Consider the following 19360-nt stretch of genomic DNA (forward strand, 5'->3'; position numbering starts at 1 on the left):
ACCTTGAGTTGCAAAATATTATTAGTTATCGTTAAGACCACTCTGATATTTTATTATAACTTTTATAATAACTTTTATAATATTCCTTTACGAATCATCGATTCAAAAAGCTCGTATTCGACCAAAAATGCATCATGTCCAAAATCGGAGTAGAATTCATGATAATCCAACTGGACACCCGTTTCTTGCAACAATTGTTTACTTTTATGCATATCTGGTGCTTTAAATAATTGATCATTTGCCACTGCCACCAAGGTATAACGTGCCTTGATTCTGCTAAGTGCTTTTTTGATATCGTTATTGTAGTTCATCGCTGGATCATATAAATCGAGTGCGCGAGTTAAGTGTAAGTAACTGTTGGCATCAAAACGATCAAGAAATTTTTTGCCTTGATAACTCAGATAAGATTCCACTTGAAAATAATCACCGAAATAATCGGGCGACTGTTTCTGTGCTCGTCCAAAGGCTTTATTCAATTGAATATCGGTGCGATAGGTCAGCATACCTAACATTCTGGCAACCGCCAGTCCTTGCTCCGGTGCCTTGTCCGCATAATAATCACCATTATTGAAATGAGGATCTGCAACAATTGCTTGGCGCATTACATGGTTAAAACCAATAGCTTCAGCACTGAAATATAAAGATGAACATAGATTAACCACCCTTGCCACCCTATCCGGATAATCTACCGCCCATTGGGTCGCCTGCATACCGCCGAACGAGCCACCAATCACCGCATGTAAGTGCGGTATTTGCAATTCATCTAATAATGCTTTTTCAACTTTTACAATATCCTGGATGGTGATCGCTGGAAATTGGCTGCCATACGGCTTATTTGTCGAAGGATTAATAGAAGAAGGGCCGGTGCTGCCTTTGCAGCCACCGAGCACGTTGGAGCAGATAAAAAAATAGCGATCCGTATCGAGTGCCAGTCCTGCGCCCATAAAATTCTGCCACCAGCCTTTCTGTTCACCATCTGTTTGCTGTGGCTCAATGTATGGCTCAGCATCGCCGGTTAATGCATGACAAATCAAAATCGCATTACTTTTCTCCGCATTTAAGCGCCCATAGGTTTGATATGCAATATCAATATGTTTGAGCTGCCCACCCAAAAGCAAATTGAGCGAATTATCCGTGAAGAGCCGAGCTGATTTGACCGCCATAACTACCTTAAGATCACTGTATTTTGGTTATTTTGTTTGAGTTTTTGCATAAATTACCGATCCATAAAATACTTGTCAAGCAATTTTAGCCATCTAAACATCTAGATTTATATCCATCTATATTTTGCCGTTTATCGTCTACCGCTGCCACTTGATTTTTTGTCACTTATCGGTATGCTTGCTGTACTCTTTCCTAACCGCAACGATTATGCTACATCATCCCGTTAAAGGCGCACTGGCAATGATTCTTGCCGGATTTGTGTTTGCCGTCATCAATACCTTAACTCAAATTCTAGGGGCGAATAGTACCATCGACTCCGCTTCTGTTGCGCTGTATCAATACCTTTTTGCACTGCTATTTTTAGCACCTAGTCTATTCAAAGCCGGCTTAAAACCCCTAAAAACTCAGCATCCGTGGCTACATATTCTGCGAGTCGGTATTTCCGTTATTGGAATTCAATGCTGGATCAGTGCATTAATTTACCCGATTCCAATTTGGCAAGGCATCGCCTTGATTATGACTTCACCGCTGTTTGCGACCTTGGGCGCCGCACTATTTTTAAAAGAAAAAGTTGGTTTTAGCCGAATCACCGCAACCTTGTTCGGCTTCTGTGGTGCGATGATTATCTTAAAACCATGGTCTGAAGATTTTAACCCAGTTGCACTTTTGCCACTTGCTGCCGCACTTTGCTGGGCCATTTATTCTTTAATGGTCAAAAAACTGTCCTCATCCGAATCACCAACTACCATTGTGGTATACCTGTTCATTCTGATAACGCCGTTTAATTTACTCAGTGTATTACAATCTTCACAATTCACTTCGCCGGATATTATGCAACTAGGCTATTTGATTTTATTGGGATTCTTAACTGCGATCGCACAATTGGCAATCGCAAAAGCCTATAATTTAGCAGACGCTGCCTATTTGCAGCCCTTTGATTTTTTGAAATTACCACTAAATGTATTGGCGGGCTGGCTTATTTTTCAAGCACAACCGCCGGGACGCTTGTGGCTGGGTGCCGCCCTGATTATTTTTTCAATTTTATACATTACTTACCAAGAAAGCGGCCATCGCAAGCGGTAAACTAATTTTGTCTTGGCGCTGGCTGCGCAATCTTGCTAAAATAATCGAAACGGTTTTTACTTTTCAAATGATATGCTTAAGTAGAATCCGATATAAGCTGGCAATTATCCTGAAATGGCTGTCATTCTCGTGTCCTAACGATAAAAACACATAAGGGTGAGCAATTTATATGCTATTGAAAAAAAACTCAACACCTCCGTCGACAACGCTGTCCCCCCATGGACACCGTTGTATGGGCATCTGTCGGTTTTTATCACCCGTTTTAAAATATGTAGCCTTTTTTCTCTCATTTTTTGCTATTCTGGTGTTATTGACTGATCAATTGATCGGCTTTTATGTGCGAAAAAATATCTATGATGACATAAACGCCGTACCGCACCGCCCTTATGCGCTAGTGTTGGGAACCTCACGCTATTTTAGCGATAATTCACTTAACTTGTTTTATTACAACCGATTACTGGCTGCACAGCAATTGATAAAAAACAATAAAGTGGATTATTTATTGTTGAGTGGAGATAATCGCACTCCACAATACAACGAGCCACGCAACATGTTTTATGATCTGCGCAAACTTGGCGTTAACAGTGAGTTTATGTATTTGGATTTTGCCGGTTTTCGTACCCTGGATTCAGTGATCCGCGCCAAAACCATTTTCCACGCCAATTCCATCACTATTGTTTCACAAAAATTCCACTGTGAACGGGCCTTATTTATCGCCCAATACTACAATATCGATGCTATTTGCTATGTGGCGGAATATCCAAGCGGTCATTACAGCGTCAGAGTACGCGAATTTTTCGCACGTCTTTACATGATCTGGGATCTGTTAACCGAAAAAGGCCCTTATTTTTTGGGAGAATCCGAGCCACTACCGCCGCCTCTGATGTTAGAAGGCTAGAATTTAATCTGTTTTAAGTATTGTTCTTCATTAGAGAAACGGGGATAATATCGCTCTGTTTTTTTCAGTTGAAATATTATGATTGATTACCTTTTATTAATGATTGGTACCGCACTTGTCAACAACTTTGTCCTAATCAAATTTTTAGGACTCTGTCCGTTTATGGGCGTATCAAAAAAAATTGAAACTGCAATCGGTATGGGACTGGCAACAACATTTGTGTTGACGGTTGCCTCCCTTTGCTCGTATTTGATTGATCGTTATATTTTGCTGCCGCTAAGCGCTGAATTTTTACGCACTTTAGTCTTTATTTTAGTCATCGCTGTCGTTGTCCAATTTACCGAAATGGTGATCCACAAAACCAGCCCGGCACTTTATCGACTGCTCGGTATCTTTTTGCCATTGATTACCACCAACTGTGCGGTGCTCGGCGTGGCATTGCTGAATATCAATCTTGCGCATAACTTAGTGCAGTCAGTATTGTATGGTTTCAGTGCCGCCTTAGGTTTTTCATTAGTGTTGGTGCTATTTGCGGCACTGCGTGAACGCTTGAGCGCCGCTGACGTGCCAACACCATTTCGTGGTGCTTCGATTGCACTGATCACCGCAGGACTGATGTCGCTGGCATTTTTGGGTTTCACTGGACTGGTGCCGAACTGATGGAACTCTTCAGTCAATTAACCGCACTTCACTGGGTGCTGATCATTATTGCTTTTCTCGCCTTAATTTTTGGCGCAGTACTCGGTTTTTCATCGATTAAACTGAAAGTAGAAAGTGATCCAATTGTCGATCAAATTGATGCTATTTTGCCACAAAGTCAATGCGGACAATGCGGTTACCCCGGCTGCCGACCTTATGCTGAAGCAATTGCCAACGGCGACATCATCACTAAATGTGTACCCGGTGGACAACCGCTGGTGGTACAACTGGCTGATATGCTGGGCGTTGAGGTGCCAAAAACCGATTTTGATGAAGGTGCGCCTGAAGTCAAAGTCGCTTTTATCCATGAAGATATGTGCATTGGCTGTACCAAATGCATTCAAGCCTGTCCGGTCGATGCCATTATCGGCGCAAACAAAACGCTGCACACTGTTATTGCCGATCTCTGCACCGGCTGCGAATTATGTGTTGCGCCTTGTCCAACCGATTGTATTACCATGGAACCGATCAAAACTGACATCGACCACTGGAACTGGAAATTTGATCCAAAACTGGTGATTCCAATCTTGAATATCAATCAAAAAAACACGATTACTGCTCACAACAGCGTTGGAGTGCGGCATGACTGATATTATTGAACGCATCAATGCTAATCGCCTCTGGCAATTCCCCGGCGGTATTCATCCAGCCGAGATGAAATCCCAATCCAATCAGAAAAAGATTGGACGAATTGCCTACGGCGAACAGTGCGGTGAACGCTTTTATATTCCGCTGAAACAGCATGTCGGCGAAGCAGCGGAACTGCTCGTCAATATCGGGGACAAGGTGCTGAAAGGACAAGCGCTGACCCACAGCCAACACTTCAGCAAACTGCCGGTTCATGCACCAACATCCGGGAAAATTATTGATATTGGCAACTATCCCGCCAACCACCCATCGGGCTTGTCCGAACCCATTTTAGTCTTGGAAGCCGACGGTGCCGATCAGTGGCGTGACCGCACTTTGCCTGATGATTTTATGACCTTCAGCGCTGAGCAGCTGCTCACCCGTATTTATCAAGCCGGCATCGCTGGTCTTGGCGGTGCGGTTTTTCCCAGTGCCAATAAAATCCGTCATGTCACCAGCGGCATTAAATTGTTGATTATCAACGGTGCTGAATGTGAACCTTATATCACCTGTGATGATCGTCTGATGCAAGATTATACCGCTGAAATGCTGGAAGGTATCCGTATTCTGCGCTATCTGACCCGTCCAGAAAAGGTGATTTTCGCGATTGAAGACAATAAACCCGCAGCGATTCAAGCGGTGAAGCACGCCTTACAAGGCGCAAATGATATCGATTTGCGGGTGATTCCGACGATTTATCCCTCTGGAGCGTCCAAACAGCTGATTCAAATTTTAACTGGATTGGAAGTGCCAAAAAATGCCCGTTCTTCTTCATTAGGGATTTTAATGCATAATGTCGGCACTGCTTTTGCGATTAAAAGAGCGGTGCTCGATGACGAGCCATTAATTGAACGGGTCGTGACCTTAACGGGTGATAAAATCCCACAACCACGCAATTACTGGGTTCGTTTAGGAACGCCGATTGCCGCCTTGCTCGAACAGGTGAATTATCAGTCAGATTCTCGTCTACCAATTTTTGTTGGTGGTCCGATGATGGGCTATATTCTACCAAATCCACAAGCACCGGTCACCAAAATGACCAACTGCCTGATTGCACCGGATCATTTCGAATATGCGCCACCACCGCCGGAACAGAGCTGTATCCGTTGTTCCAGCTGTTCTGATGCCTGTCCGGTACAACTACTGCCACAGCAATTATATTGGTTTGCACGCAGTGAAGATCATGAAAAATCTGAGCAATATGACCTCAGCTCCTGTATTGAATGCGGCGTATGCGCTTATGTTTGTCCGAGCAATATTCCACTGATTCAATATTTCCGTCAGGAAAAAGCCAAGATAGCTGAGATTAAACATAAAGAACGCTTAGCGGAAGAAGCCAAAGTGCGGTTTGAACAGCGTGAAGCACGCTTGTTGAAAGAGAAACAGCAGCGCGAATTGCGGGCACAGCAGGCGGCAGAAAAACGCCGTCAAGAGATTGCGCAGCAAAAAGGGCAAGATCCGGTCAAAGCCGCTCTTGAACGTTTGAAAGCTAAAAAAGCCGCACAAGCCGATGCTGAAGCCCAAAATCATTCGACACCACAACCTATTATCAGCGACAATGGGGAAATTGTACCGGACAATCGTGCTTTGATCGCACAACGCAAAGCGCTACGTCAGGCTAGAGAACAAGCGCAACTCGCTAGACCTGAAAGTGCGATTAGCGACCAGCATGATGAGCCAACGAATGATACAAAACGCAATGAAACACAACCAAAATCTGCCGCTGTTACCGCCGCTATTGCCCGAGCCAAAGCTAAAAAAGCTGCCACTCCATCGCTAAGTCCAACTTCAAACAACGAAGAGAATAAGCCAAGTGCGGTCAGTGAAAGTGATGACCCACGCAAAGCCGCTGTTGCCGCCGCGATTGCCCGAGCCAAAGCCAAAAAAGCCGCCACTCAACCGGTAGATCCAACCTCAAATAGCGCAGAAGCTAAGCCAAGTGCGGTCACCGAAACCGATGACCCACGCAAAGCAGCAGTTGCCGCCGCCATTGCCCGAGCCAAAGCCAAAAAAGCGGCGCAACAAAATAGTGCTATCAGCAATATTGACAAATTATAGGGAAAAATATGTTTAAAATGACCAGTTCCCCGCATACTCACTCCAGCAATTTAACTGCCCGTTTTATGTTGTGGGTGATTGCTGCGATGCTGCCTGCGATTGCTGTGCAGTGGTATTATTTTGGCGTAGGCGTGCTGATTCAAATCGTATTGGCAGCCAGTTTTGCCTACGGCTTAGAACTCGTGGTGACACTGTTGCGCCGCAAACCCATTTTCTTTTATGTTGCCGATTTCAGTGTAATTTTAACGGCCTTAATTTTGGCGGTCGCAATTCCGCCCTACGCCCCTTACTGGATTATTTTAATCGGTACTTTTTGTGCCGTGATTCTTGGCAAACATGTGTATGGCGGCTTAGGGCAAAACCCATTTAACCCGGCGATGGTCGGTTATGTGGTGCTATTGATCTCCTTCCCATTGCAAATGACCAGTTGGATGCCGCCGATTACATTATTACATGAGCCTCCGACTTGGAATGATGGTATCAGCCTGATTTTCAATGACATCAGCAGCGACGGTTATTCCTTGTTGCAGTTGGTCGGCACCATTGACGGTATCAGTCAAGCGACTCCGCTGGATTCAATCAAGAGCGGTTTGCACAATCAACAATCCCTAAACAACATTCTGCGCTCACCCATTTTCAGCCGCAGTCAGTGGTTCGATTTTCTGGGCACTGGCTGGTGGCAGCTCAACCTAGCATTTTTGCTCGGTGGTTTGTTATTGCTATGGAAAAAAATTATTCATTGGCAAATTCCGACCGCACTTTTACTCAGTTTAACCCTGCTTAGTGCAGCAAACTGGCTGCTGGCACCACAGATCGCACTAAACCCGCTAGCACAACTACTGAGCGGAGCCACTATGTTCTGCGCTTTCTTTATCGCCACCGATCCGGTGACAGCGTCAATCACCCCGAAAGGCAAGCTGGTATTTGGTGCGTTAGTGGGTTTTTTAATCTATATTATCCGCTACTATGGCAACTATCCTGATGCCGTCGCCTTTGCGATTTTGCTGGCCAATATCAGTGTGCCGTTAATCGATCACTACACCCGACCACGAGTTTACGGTTACCGGGTCAATAACCTAAACAAATAGGAACGAGCGATGCTGAAAACCACATTTCGATCTGCCGTCATTTTGGCATTTGTCGCCCTGCTCTGCACCGCACTTTCAATCGGTGTTTTTCTGCTGACCCGTGATCGTATTCAAAACGCAGCGTTAAACCAGCAGCGACAGCTGCTAAACCAAGTGATTCCGGCTGATTATTTTGATAATGCTTTAATCGACGCTTGTGTCGTACCGGATCAAAAGCGTTACCCATTTTTAAAAGCGATTTATATCGCCCGTAAACAGGACGAAATCAGCGCATATGCAATAAAAGCCAGCACCAATCAAGGCTATTCCGGGCGGATCGACATTTTGCTCGGCATCCGCCCTGACGGAACGGTGTTGGGTGTGCGGGTATTAAATCACAAAGAAACCCCTGGCTTAGGCGACAAAATTGAGGCAGAGAAATCCGATTGGATCTACAGTTTTGATCAGCAGCTATTCTCGCTGGAAAACCAGCAGCAATGGGCAGTGAAAAAAGACGGTGGCAAGTTTGATCAATTTGCCGGTGCCACTATCACCCCAAGAGCGGTTGTCAATGCGGTAAAACAAGCGGCGCTAACGGTTATCACCGACTTCAAACGGTCGTCGCTAACACAATTTCCAGCTTGTGATTAAGAGGAAGAAATATGTCTGAAACCACAGTAAAAAACAGCCTTGGCGAAATTGAAATTCATGATATTACGCCAGTCGTTAGCAACACTGATTGGCAAGGAATTTTTCGTCAGGGCTTGTGGGATAACAATTCGACCCTAGTTCAATTGCTAGGTCTTTGCCCGCTGTTGGCAGTTTCGAACAGTGTTACCCACGCGCTTGGGTTGGGATTGGCAACCATGTTGGTGCTAATCTGCACCAATTCCATCGTTTCACTGTGCCGCCGCGCAATTCCGCACGCAATCCGAATCCCGATTTATGTGATGATTATCGCAGCAACTGTCACCGGCGTACAGTTGTTAATGAACGCCTTTGTCTATGACTTATATTTGGCATTGGGAATTTTCATTCCGTTGATCGTCACCAACTGTATCGTGATCGGGCGCGCCGAAGCCTTTGCCAGTAAAAATGCAGTATTACCATCGATGTTTGACGGCTTTTCAATGGGACTTGGCATGACATGCAGCCTGTTTGTACTGGGCGCAATGCGAGAAATTTTAGGCAGTGGCACGCTATTTGCCGGGTTGGATCAACTGTTCGGCAGTTGGGCGAAGGCACTTCGCCTTGAGATTCTACATGTCGATACCAGCTTTCTGTTGGCAATTCTGCCGCCGGGTGCTTTTATTGGCTTGGGCTTAATCTTGGCGCTGAAAAACCTGATCGATAATAAAAAAGGATAAAGTGCGGTATGAATCAGCAAAAACGAATTGAAATTCTAACACGCCTGCGTGACGCCAACCCAAAACCAACCACTGAACTCAACTTCAGCTCACCGTTCGAGCTGTTGATTGCGGTGATCCTTTCGGCGCAAGCTACCGATAAAGGGGTCAACAAAGCCACTGATAAGCTGTTTCCGGTTGCTAACACTGCACAAGCGATCTGGGATTTAGGCGTGGATGGCTTGAAAGAATACATTAAAACCATTGGGTTATATAACAGCAAAGCAGAAAATGTGATCAAAACCTGCCGCTTACTGTTGGATCTGCACCACGGCGAAGTGCCGGAGTCACGCGAAGCGCTGGAAGCGCTGCCTGGTGTTGGGCGGAAAACTGCAAACGTGGTGCTGAATACCGCTTTCGGTTGGCCGACAATTGCTGTTGATACTCATATCTTTCGGGTGTCAAACCGCACCAACTTTGCCCCCGGCAAAGACGTGGTGAAAGTAGAAGAAAAACTGCTAAAAGTCGTACCAAAAGAATTCAAAGTTGACGTGCACCATTGGCTGATTCTGCACGGGCGCTATACCTGCATCGCCCGCAAACCGCGCTGTGGCGCCTGTATTATCGAAGATTTGTGTGAATTCAAAGACAAAACGGAATATTGACACCGATAAAAGTGCGGTCTGACCGCACTTTGAATATAAACCACAGCTACTTTCTGTCTAAATAGCGCTCTACCGTATCCACAACTGCCTGAGTTTGCGAGTCGATTTCGATATTGACTTTGTCACCAATTTTTTTCTGTCCAATAATGGTTCGTTGCAACGTTTCCGGAATCAAGTTGACACAAAAACGGCTCTCTGCCACCGCACCAATGGTCAAACTGATGCCATCAATGGCGACATAACCTTTGGTCAGAATATATTTAATCAGCTGTGGTTGTTGCAGTTGAAACCAAATTTGATAGTTGTTCTCTGTTTCGATAATCCGCTCGATGAGCGCCATGCTATACACATGACCGGAGAGCATATGCCCACCGATTTCATCACCGATTTTCATCGCACGCTCGATATTAATTTCGTCTCCCGGTTGCAAATCCCCCAGATTGGTGATCCGCAAAGTCTCCTGCATCAGGTCAAAGCTCAATAAATCGCCGTCAATTCTGGTCACGGTCAAACATACCCCGTTATGTGCTACTGAAGCCCCCAATTTCAACCCGTCCAATAAATCCGATGGCATTTTGATGATATGGGTTTGAAAATCTTTTTTTGTTTCAATTGATTCAATTCGGGCTTTACCCTGTATAATGCCTGTAAACATATTTGCTCTCTTGAGTTATTTATTATTCAAATTAACACTCAGATTATAAATCTTTTTCCTAAATTAGGCAGAATTTATTTATGCTAAAGTTCACTGCAAACGGTCAACACCGTATAGAAATGCGACAATTAATTAAAATCGCCTTACCGATTTTGATCGCACAAATTGCGCAAAGTTCGATGGGGATGATCGATACGATTATGGCAGGGCGTGTCAGTGCAGCTGACATGGCAGCCATTTCGATCGGTGCTTCCATCTGGTTTCCGTTGGTGCTGTTCGGGCATGGATTGTTGCTGGCGCTGCCTCCAACTATCGCTTATCTCAACGGTTCAGGACAACGCAAACGGATTGCTCATCAAGTACGGCAAGGCATCTGGATCGTACTATTGATCAGCATGCCATTGTTTGCTTTAATCTATAACAGCTATGTTATTGTTGATTTTATGGGAATGGAACCACGCTTAGCGACAATATCCAGCCAATATTTACAGGCGATGGCATTCGGAATCGTGCCGTATTTGTTGATGATCAACTTTCGCGGTTTAAATGATGGCTTGGCAAAAACCAAGCCGGCAATGGTGATCGGCTTTATCGGTTTGTTGCTGAATATTCCACTGAATTATATTTTTATTTACGGTAAACTAGGGCTACCGGCATTTGGTGCGGTAGGTTGCGGAATCGCTACCGCACTTGTCAATTGGCTGATGATGTTGATGATTTTGATCTACTGCTACCGTGCAAAAAATCAAAAAGACTTGAAATTGTTCCCGCAACTTTTAGAAAAACCCGACTGGTTGACGCTGCGTAAACTACTCAATTTAGGCGTGCCGATTGCGCTGACGTTATGCGCCGAAGTCACTTTGTTTACCATTGTTTCACTGTTGATTGCGCCACTGGGCGCCAATGTGGTTGCCAGCCACCAAATCACCCTGCAAACCAGTTCATTTGTCTTTATGTTGCCACTCTCAATTTCAATGGCAACCACCATTTTAGTCGGGCAGCGCTTAGGAGAACAAAATGTCGAAGGTGCGAAACAGGTCAGCTACAGCGCACTTGGCCTAGGGCTGATTGTTGCCACAGCCACCGCGATTTTAACCCTGCTGTTCCGCAGCCAAATTGCCCAGATTTTTGTCAGTGATCAAGAGGTTATTGCGATGGCGTCTTTTCTATTACTGTTTGCTGCGGCTTATCAAATTCCCGACAGTATCCAAGTGATCGCCGGCGGTGCGCTGCGTGCCTATAAAGACACCAAAGCGATTTTGATAATCTCATTACTGTGCTATTGGGTAATCGGTATGCCGGTCGGCTACATCAGCGGTTTAACCGACTGGCTTGGTACTCCTTTGGCAGCACAAGGCTTTTGGATCGGGTTTGTATTATGCTTGACCTTTGCATCGGTTTTCTTACTACTACGTCTACGCCAAATCCAGCGCATTCCAGCAACCGCACTTTTAGCACATTTAGAACGAATTAAATAATCGGAGGAAAAATGAAACCTATCATTAACGTTGCTATTGCCGGTTTCGGCATGTCAGCTCAAGTTTTTCATGTCCCTTTTTTGCTGATTGATCCACGTTTTAACATTAAAAAGGTGTTTGAACGCAGCAGTGAAAAATCCAAACAGAAAATTCCTGATGTGGAAGTGGTGCGGGATTTTGCCGAGCTGTTAACCGATGAGATTGATCTGGTGATTATCACCACCCCGAATTTAACGCATTATCCGTTGGCAAAACAAGCCATTAAGGCGGGCAAGCATATTATTGTAGAAAAGCCGGTCAGCGTAACCACAGATGAAGCAATCGAATTAGGTCGTCTGGCTACTGAAGCTGGAATTGTCTTCTCACCTTACCAAAACCGCCGCTGGGATAGTGGCTTTCAAGCAGTTAAAAATATCATCGCCAATAATCTGATTGGCGATATAGTGGACTATCAAGTGCGGTATGACCGCTACAGCGCCAACAAAAATCCGAAAGCATGGAAAGAAACCGGCGAAAAAGGCATTGGCTTAGTCTATGATTTAGGGGTACATTTATTGGATCATGCGGTGGATACTTTCGGTATGCCGCAAGCACTGTTTGCCGATATTCGCTATCAGCACGAGGGAGCATTGAGCGATGATAACTTCCAAATTTATCTATATTACCCACAATTAAAAGTGGAACTGACCGCCAGTAAATATGTCCGCGAAAAAGCACCACATCTCGCTCTACATGGTCGTCACGGCTCGTATCTCAAACAAACTATGGACATTCAAGAATCCAGACTAGCGCAAGGCATCGAACCGCGCGGCAACTGGAATCTGGAAGATGAAGCCGATTGGGGTATACTCAACACCGATCTCAACGGTATCCACTTTCGTGGCAAAATCGAATCCCCCTCCATGAGCTATGCTGCCTATTATGACAATATCTACGCCGCCATTACCGCCAATGCCCCGCTGATCGTCACCATAGCACAAGCAACAAAAGTGATGACATTACTGGAAAAATGCTTTGAAAGTGCGGCGTTACGCAAAGTAGTTACGGTTTAAAAATTAAGCTGAAAAATAGGTTGGTCTACCCCCAACCTATTCAAAATGGCGAGCGCTTCAGGTAAGTGCGCCCAAGCGACTAATCATCAAACTCATCTAGCCAGAGCAATAAGATCGCTTCCAAGATTTTTTCATTAGATTTTTGCGGATCGTCATCAAATCCGTCTAGATCACAGATCCAGGCGTGCATATCGGTAAAACGTACGGTTTTAGGATCAGTATCGGGATATAACTCCGATAGCGCCCATGCAATATCTTGCGTATCCTGCCACTTCATCTTGAAAATCCTTTTAGAATTAATGTTCTTCTCTGGCGTGATTGATGGTGTAGCGTGGAATGTCGATCACTAAGTCCTGATTGCCGACCACTGCTTGACAACTTAAACGGCTTTCGATTTCCAAACCCCAAGCTTTATCCAGCATATCCTCTTCCAGATCGCTACTTTCATTTAACGAGTCAAAACCTTCACGCACCACCACATGGCAAGTGGTACAGGCACATGATTTTTCACAGGCATGTTCAATTTCAATCCCCGCATTTAATGCAGCATCCAAAATGCTTTCGCCACGTTCGGCTTCTACTACCATTCCTTCCGGGCATAAGCTTTCATGAGGAAGAAAAATTAACTTTGGCATTTCTTAAATCCTTTTTAATAATTAATTGTTTTCAAGTTCATCGATACTGTGACCTTGCAGGACGCTACGCACCGATTGATTCATTCGGCGAGCGGCAAAATCACGGGTCACGATATCAAGTTGTTTAATTCCCTGCTTGATCAACTCGCTGTCTTGTTGTTCAAGCTGTTGTCGCAATTTGTCGATTTGCGCTTCAATTTGCGCCAATTCTTCGGCAGACAATAAGCGTTGATCTTGCTTTAGAGCTTCTTCTACGCCCTCGATCACACGGCTCGCTTCAACACGCTGTTCCGTCAAACGGCGCGCTTCAATATCCAGTTCAGCATTTTCGATCGAGGCATGAATCATCTCTCTGATTTCATTTTCACTTAAACCATAAGACGGTTTCACCTGAATTGATGACTGCACCTTGGTGGATTTTTCCATCGCAGTCACACTGAGTAAACCATCGGCATCAACCTGATAAGTCACCCGAATATGCGCCGCCCCAGCCACCATCGGTGGAATACCACGCAAGGTGAAACGGGCAAGCGAGCGGCAATCCGCCACCATTTCCCGTTCGCCTTGCACGATGTGCACCGTCATTGCGGTTTGCCCATCTTTGAAAGTGGTGAACTCTTGTGCGCGTGCGGCCGGAATAGTGGTGTTGCGCGGAATGATTTTTTCCACCAGACCGCCCATGGTTTCTATTCCCAATGACAACGGTGTCACGTCAAGCAACAACATATCGGCGTCTGTTTTATTACCCACCAAAATATCGGCTTGAATCGCTGCGCCTAACGCCACCACTTTATCCGGATCAATTGAAGTCAACGGCGTTTTACCGAAAAATTCACCCACTTGTTCACGGATTACCGGAACACGGGTTGAGCCACCGACCATCACCACTTGCAATACGTCCTCTTGGCCGACCTGTGCATCTTTCAACGCACGACGGCACGCCATTAGCGAGCGTTTCACCAACGGTTGAATCAGTTGATCAAACTGGGTGCGACTGATTTCGCCCTGCCATGTTTTAAACTGCACCTTGACCGCACTTTCTGCACTTAATTGTACTTTAGTCGCAATCGCTGTTTCCAATAGCTGGCGGCGTTCAATGTTATTGGTCGCAACAATACCCGATTGTTGTTCAATCCAAGCGGCAAGTAGGTGATCGAAATCATCACCGCCAAGTGCGGTATCACCACCGGTGGCAAGCACTTCAAACACGCCTTTTGATAGCCGCAAAATAGAAATATCAAAAGTGCCGCCCCCTAAATCATAGACGGCAATCACCCCTTCTTGTCCGGAATCTAAACCGTAAGCAATCGCCGCTGCGGTCGGTTCATTCAGCAGGCGCAATACTTGCAGACCGGCTAAACGTGCCGCATCTTTGGTCGACTGCCGTTGGGCATCATCAAAATATGCTGGTACGGTAATCACCGCACCCGACAGTTCACCGCCTAAACGGGCCTCCGCCAGATGATTGAGTTTTTTCAGAATATCGGCTGAAATTTGTACCGGACTAAAATTGCCTTGTGCGGTTTCAATTAATGGCAAGCCGTTTTCGCTCGCTTGAAAGTGATACGGCAAATTGGGATAACGTTGTTGTACATCGACTAAACTACGCCCGATCAAACGTTTAACCGAAATTACGGTTTGTTGCGGTTCGCTAACCGCCCTTGTTAAGGCAGCACAGCCAACCAACGGTTTATCCAGCGCATAATTGACGACCGAAGGAATCAAAACATTGCCGTCCACATCGGCTAAAATTTCGCTAGCACCATTACGCACGGTCGCCAATAACGAGTTGGTCGTACCTAAATCGATCCCCACCGCCAAACGGTGTTGATGTGGCGCAGCAGTTTGCCCGGGTTCGGCAATTTGAAGTAATGCCATGTTATATTTCCGTTTTTATCAGAATAAGAGTAAAAGTAAAAAACTAATAAGCGAAGTGCGGTTTTAGTATGGCATAGGTTCGCTTATTCGTATTATAAACAGCCGCTAGTATAGCATTAGCCGTATAAGCGATCTTCGATTTGTTCTACTTCCAACAACAGTTTTTCAATAAATTTCAAACGGTCTATCTGCTGTTTTAGTTGCGCCCATCCTTTTTGCCGAATCGCTGTTTCAATCGCCTGTAATTGTTGTCGGCGTAAGACTTCAGCTTTATCGCGCAAGGTCGCAATCTCATCTTCGTCACAACTACAAGCTGCTGCTTCCAGAGCTTCACGCAACATCAATTGTTGCAACAAAAATTCGCTGTCTTTCACCGTCTCTTCCGGATTGAGTGGCTGTGTCCAATTCAGTTGTAAAATCGCTTCGGCACGACGAATCGGATTTTTCAGCACTTGGTAAGCGTCATTAATCTCAGCGGCATACTGCACTGCTTTCAATTGTTCTGCACTGGAGGAGGTCGCAAAATTATCTGGGTGATAAGCTTTTTGCAAGCTTAAATAACGCTGAGATAAAAGTGCGGTATCGAGATTAAATTCAACGGCTAGATTAAAAAGTTCAAATGGGTTTTGCATTCTGTTTCCTGATCGATTAACCGCACTTTATACCGTAAAGCTCTCACCACAGCCACATTCATCTTTTTTATTCGGATTATTAAATTTGAAGCCTTCGTTCAGCCCCTCTTTTACAAAATCCAATTGCGTACCTTTAAGATAGACCAAGCTTTTACTGTCGATAATCACTTTTACGCCGTGTTGTTCAAACACCTGATCGTCTTCATTCAGCGTATCGACAAATTCCAACACATAAGCCAAACCGGAACAGCCCGATGTTTTCACCCCTAAACGCAAACCAACCCCTTTGCCACGGTTTTGCAAAAATGTCCGTACACGATTGGCAGCACTTTCAGTTAAATTGACACCCATATCATTTCCTTATTCTACTACTAAAGATGACTCTGAAATGGAAAACCCTACTTGGCACAACACCAAGTAGGGAGTCGTATTATTTATTATTTTTAGCTTTATAATCAGCAATTGCAGCTTTGATCGCATCTTCTGCCAGAATTGAACAGTGAACTTTCACCGGTGGCAATTCCAACTCTTCGGCGATTTGGCTGTTTTTAATCGAACCGGCTTCGTCCAATGATTTCCCCTTCACCCACTCCGTGATCAATGAGCTGGAGGCAATCGCCGAACCACAACCGTAGGTTTTAAAACGTGCATCTTCGATAATGCCGTTATCGCTGACTTTGATCTGCAACTGCATCACATCGCCACAAGCTGGCGCACCGACCATACCACTTCCGACGTTTTGTTCTTTTTTATCAAATGATCCCACGTTACGCGGATTTTCATAATGATCGATAACTTTTTCGCTGTATGCCATTTTCTTGCTCCTATTCTTTACTTAATTAGTGGGCTGTCCACTGTACTGAATTCAAATCAACACCTTCTTTAAACATATCCCACAACGGTGACAGTTCACGCAATTTATTGACTGCTTTTTTGACCAACTCGATGGCGTAATCCACCTCTTCTTCTGTGGTATAGCGTCCGATAGAAAAACGAATCGAACTGTGCGCCAATTCATCATTCAAGCCTAAGGCACGCAGTACATAAGACGGCTCAAGGCTTGCTGAAGTACAAGCAGAACCGGAAGAGACCGCTAAATCACTCAGCGACATCATCAACGACTCGCCTTCAACATAGTTGAAACTGATGTTCAAATTGCCAGCAACACGCTGTTCCAATGAGCCGTTGACATGCACTTCTTCGATATCTTTCAAACCGTTATACAGTCTGTCACGCAGTGCTTTAATCCGTGGAATTTCTGTCGCCATCTCTTCCTTACAGATCCGATAGGCTTCACCCATCCCCACAATTTGATGTACCGGCAATGTGCCTGAACGCATCCCGCGCTCATGACCCCCACCGTGGATCATCGCTTCAATCCGCACCCGTGGTTTACGGCGTACATACAAACCGCCGATGCCTTTCGGTCCATAGAGTTTATGACCGGAAAACGACATCAAATCTACATTCAATTTGCTTAAATCAATCTCCACTTTGCCGACACTTTGCGTCGCATCGGTGTGGAATAACACTTTCTTCGCACGGCACAAATCGCCGATTTTTTCGATATCTTGAATCACACCGATTTCATTATTCACATGCATAATCGACACCAAAATAGTATCGTCACGCATTGCGGCTTCCAGTTTTGCCAAATCGACCAAACCATCGGCTTCTGGCTCTAGATACGTGACTTCAAATCCTTCACGTTCCAACTGACGACAGGTATCCAACACCGCTTTATGTTCGGTTTTACACGTGATGATGTGTTTACCTTTAGTTTGGTAAAAGTGCGCGGCCCCTTTGATCGCCAAATTATCGGATTCAGTCGCACCGGAAGTAAATACGATCTCTCTTGAATCTGCACCAATCAAATCTGCAACTTGATTACGTGCAATATCCACCGCCTCTTCAGCCTGCCAGCCAAAACGGTGCGAACGGGAAGCCGGGTTACCGAAAATCCCTTCATAGGTCATAAATTCCATCATTTTTTTAGCGACTCGCTCGTCTGCCGGGCAAGTTGCCGCATAATCCAAATAAATTGGTAATTTCATTTTCACTCCTGAAAAATTAACACTATCAACCGCACTTTAAGTACGACTGACGACTTGAAATGGTTGTTGATCCAAATGTTTTTTTAACGCACTACGTTGATTCTGCTTATTCACTAAATCGGCAATCGTAATGCCGTTCAGAAAATCCTCGATCTCCTCACTCAACTGCTCCCACAACGAGTGTGTCAAACAAGTGATTCCGCCCTGACAGTTTCCTTTGCCTTTACATTTTGTCGCCGTAATGTTTTCATTCACCGCGGCGATGATCATGCCGATCGCAATTTTATCAATCGGCATCCCCAATAAATAACCGCCGCCCGGCCCACGCACACTCTTGACCAGACCATAACGGCGCAATTTTGCAAATAACTGTTCTAAATAGGAAAGTGAAATTTGTTGACGATCTGAAATTTCAGCCAGCGTAATCGGCATTTCGATTTCGCCACGTTGTGAATGGAGCGCAATATCCAACATTGCCGTCACCGCGTAACGCCCTTTAGATGTCAATTTCATAGCCTATCCTCAATCATTATGTTATGAGCTGATTCTTTCATACCAGACTATTTTAGTCAACTTTAAACCCGACTATTTTCGTATGTTTTCATCTATCGTAGCATTCACCATTTCTTCATTGGCTGCCAACCACACTTTTCTTTACTGCCGCCAGCATTCCTTGCAAAATATTCAACTCATTTTTGCGCAGATCAGCACGGGCATACAGACCACGCAATTTCGGCATCACAGCACTGTTTTGAATAAAATTCAACTGACGATAGAGCTGTTCGGTTTGTTTAAAGAAATAGTCAAGCTCCTGCTGTGTCGGCTTTTCGTTAACCTCCGTGGCAAGTGCGGTTGACACTGGTTGTCGACAGCCTAACATCGCCATACGAATTTCATAACTGACTAATTGCACCGCCATCGCTAAGTTCAATGAGGCATAATCCGGATTAGCGGGAATGTTCAAATGAAAACCGCACTTTAGCAGCTCCTCGTTCGTCAATCCAACCCGTTCACGCCCAAAAACGATTGCCACTTTGCCACCTTGTTCGGCATATTGCACGGCTCGCTCACCACAACCACGCGGATCAATTTGCGGAATCGCCAAATGCCGACTGCGTGCGCTGGTGCCGATCACCAACGAACAATCCGCCACTGCTTGATTAAAGTTTTCCACGACTACCGCACTTTCAACAATATCATTGGCACCTGCCGACAGTGCTATTGCCTGCTCATCGGGTAATGTTTTTGGTGCGACTAAATACAGCGACGACAACCCCATCGTCTTCATCGCCCGCGCCGCCGAGCCGATATTGCCAGTGTGTGACGTTTCTACGAGTACAATTCGGATATTTTTTAACTCAATTTTCAT

22 protein-coding genes are annotated in these 19360 nt (G+C 45.2%); 11 read left to right on the top strand and 11 right to left on the bottom strand.

All coding sequences use genetic code 11. The features are described from left to right. Window positions 1–74: 74 nt before the first annotated feature. The gene (gene metX, locus FHQ23_RS09215) at window positions 75–1163 is read right to left on the bottom strand and encodes a homoserine O-acetyltransferase MetX (protein ID WP_139614068.1); all 1089 of its coding nucleotides are present in this window, start codon (window positions 1161–1163) and stop codon (window positions 75–77) included. A 208-nt stretch (window positions 1164–1371) separates the two neighbouring features. Here metX and FHQ23_RS09220 point away from each other — a divergent pair, with 208 nt between their 5' ends. From FHQ23_RS09220 to nth, 9 genes are all read left to right on the top strand, one after another. Beyond that, on the top strand, window positions 1372–2247 hold the full coding sequence (locus FHQ23_RS09220) for a DMT family transporter (protein WP_267963675.1): 876 nt from the start codon (window positions 1372–1374) through the stop codon (window positions 2245–2247). A 232-nt stretch (window positions 2248–2479) separates the two neighbouring features. Further along, entirely contained in the window at window positions 2480–3145 is a 666-nt protein-coding gene (locus tag FHQ23_RS09225) for a SanA/YdcF family protein (RefSeq protein ID WP_139614098.1), read from the top strand. A gap of 78 nt (window positions 3146–3223) precedes the next feature. Continuing rightward, window positions 3224–3805 (top strand): electron transport complex subunit RsxA, encoded by a 582-nt coding sequence (gene rsxA, locus FHQ23_RS09230; RefSeq protein ID WP_139614069.1) that lies wholly within the window; start codon window positions 3224–3226, stop codon window positions 3803–3805. Continuing rightward, the gene (rsxB, locus tag FHQ23_RS09235) at window positions 3805–4434 is read left to right on the top strand and encodes an electron transport complex subunit RsxB (protein ID WP_139614070.1); all 630 of its coding nucleotides are present in this window, start codon (window positions 3805–3807) and stop codon (window positions 4432–4434) included. The genes rsxA and rsxB overlap by 1 nt, the downstream gene beginning before the upstream one ends. Continuing rightward, window positions 4427–6529, top strand: coding sequence for an electron transport complex subunit RsxC (rsxC, locus tag FHQ23_RS09240; RefSeq protein WP_139614071.1), 2103 nt, complete (start codon window positions 4427–4429; stop codon window positions 6527–6529). Before rsxB ends, rsxC begins: the two co-directional genes overlap by 8 nt. A gap of 8 nt (window positions 6530–6537) precedes the next feature. Further along, window positions 6538–7617, top strand: coding sequence for an electron transport complex subunit RsxD (gene rsxD / locus FHQ23_RS09245; RefSeq protein WP_139614072.1), 1080 nt, complete (start codon window positions 6538–6540; stop codon window positions 7615–7617). Between the two features lie 9 nt (window positions 7618–7626). Then, window positions 7627–8247: an electron transport complex subunit RsxG gene (gene rsxG, locus FHQ23_RS09250; protein ID WP_139614073.1), complete on the top strand. Its 621-nt coding sequence runs from the start codon at window positions 7627–7629 to the stop codon at window positions 8245–8247. 11 nt (window positions 8248–8258) lie between these two features. Next, window positions 8259–8963 carry an electron transport complex subunit E gene (locus FHQ23_RS09255; protein ID WP_139614074.1) on the top strand — a complete coding sequence of 235 codons (705 nt, stop codon included), beginning with the start codon at window positions 8259–8261 and terminating at the stop codon, window positions 8961–8963. An 8-nt stretch (window positions 8964–8971) separates the two neighbouring features. Continuing rightward, a complete protein-coding gene (nth, locus tag FHQ23_RS09260) occupies window positions 8972–9607 on the top strand; it encodes an endonuclease III (RefSeq protein WP_132966542.1) in 636 nt (211 codons plus the stop codon). Window positions 9608–9653: 46 nt separating this feature from the next. Here the strand turns inward: nth and FHQ23_RS09265 are convergent, their stop codons facing one another. Beyond that, window positions 9654–10262 (bottom strand): riboflavin synthase subunit alpha, encoded by a 609-nt coding sequence (locus tag FHQ23_RS09265; protein WP_139614075.1) that lies wholly within the window; start codon window positions 10260–10262, stop codon window positions 9654–9656. 80 nt (window positions 10263–10342) lie between these two features. On the opposite strand from FHQ23_RS09265, the gene FHQ23_RS09270 reads away from it, so the two are divergent. Both FHQ23_RS09270 and FHQ23_RS09275 read left to right on the top strand, forming a co-directional pair. Beyond that, window positions 10343–11740 (top strand): MATE family efflux transporter, encoded by a 1398-nt coding sequence (locus tag FHQ23_RS09270; RefSeq protein WP_139614076.1) that lies wholly within the window; start codon window positions 10343–10345, stop codon window positions 11738–11740. A gap of 11 nt (window positions 11741–11751) precedes the next feature. Continuing rightward, on the top strand, window positions 11752–12792 hold the full coding sequence (locus tag FHQ23_RS09275) for a Gfo/Idh/MocA family oxidoreductase (RefSeq protein WP_139614077.1): 1041 nt from the start codon (window positions 11752–11754) through the stop codon (window positions 12790–12792). Window positions 12793–12871: 79 nt separating this feature from the next. Here FHQ23_RS09275 and iscX read toward each other — a convergent pair whose 3' ends face one another. The 9 genes from iscX to trmJ form a co-directional block, all read right to left on the bottom strand. Next, window positions 12872–13069: a Fe-S cluster assembly protein IscX gene (gene iscX / locus FHQ23_RS09280; protein WP_132966632.1), complete on the bottom strand. Its 198-nt coding sequence runs from the start codon at window positions 13067–13069 to the stop codon at window positions 12872–12874. A 19-nt stretch (window positions 13070–13088) separates the two neighbouring features. Continuing rightward, window positions 13089–13427 carry an ISC system 2Fe-2S type ferredoxin gene (fdx, locus tag FHQ23_RS09285; RefSeq protein ID WP_132966634.1) on the bottom strand — a complete coding sequence of 113 codons (339 nt, stop codon included), beginning with the start codon at window positions 13425–13427 and terminating at the stop codon, window positions 13089–13091. Window positions 13428–13448: 21 nt separating this feature from the next. Continuing rightward, a complete protein-coding gene (gene hscA / locus FHQ23_RS09290) occupies window positions 13449–15305 on the bottom strand; it encodes a Fe-S protein assembly chaperone HscA (protein WP_139614078.1) in 1857 nt (618 codons plus the stop codon). Between the two features lie 116 nt (window positions 15306–15421). Further along, entirely contained in the window at window positions 15422–15937 is a 516-nt protein-coding gene (gene hscB / locus FHQ23_RS09295) for a Fe-S protein assembly co-chaperone HscB (RefSeq protein ID WP_139611379.1), read from the bottom strand. Between the two features lie 27 nt (window positions 15938–15964). Then, complete coding sequence (gene iscA / locus FHQ23_RS09300; protein WP_132966640.1) at window positions 15965–16288, bottom strand: iron-sulfur cluster assembly protein IscA; 324 nt, start codon at window positions 16286–16288, stop codon at window positions 15965–15967. A 79-nt stretch (window positions 16289–16367) separates the two neighbouring features. Continuing rightward, window positions 16368–16751, bottom strand: a complete 384-nt coding sequence (gene iscU, locus FHQ23_RS09305) for a Fe-S cluster assembly scaffold IscU (protein WP_132966642.1) — start codon at window positions 16749–16751, stop codon at window positions 16368–16370. A 25-nt stretch (window positions 16752–16776) separates the two neighbouring features. Then, complete coding sequence (locus tag FHQ23_RS09310; RefSeq protein WP_139614079.1) at window positions 16777–17991, bottom strand: IscS subfamily cysteine desulfurase; 1215 nt, start codon at window positions 17989–17991, stop codon at window positions 16777–16779. A gap of 36 nt (window positions 17992–18027) precedes the next feature. Continuing rightward, window positions 18028–18504: a Fe-S cluster assembly transcriptional regulator IscR gene (gene iscR, locus FHQ23_RS09315; protein WP_139614080.1), complete on the bottom strand. Its 477-nt coding sequence runs from the start codon at window positions 18502–18504 to the stop codon at window positions 18028–18030. Window positions 18505–18619: 115 nt separating this feature from the next. After that, on the bottom strand, window positions 18620–19360 hold the full coding sequence (gene trmJ / locus FHQ23_RS09320; protein WP_139614081.1) for a tRNA (cytosine(32)/uridine(32)-2'-O)-methyltransferase TrmJ: 741 nt from the start codon (window positions 19358–19360) through the stop codon (window positions 18620–18622).

This window comes from Testudinibacter crocodili, from assembly GCF_006228025.1.
Lineage (GTDB): Bacteria > Pseudomonadota > Gammaproteobacteria > Enterobacterales > Pasteurellaceae > Chelonobacter.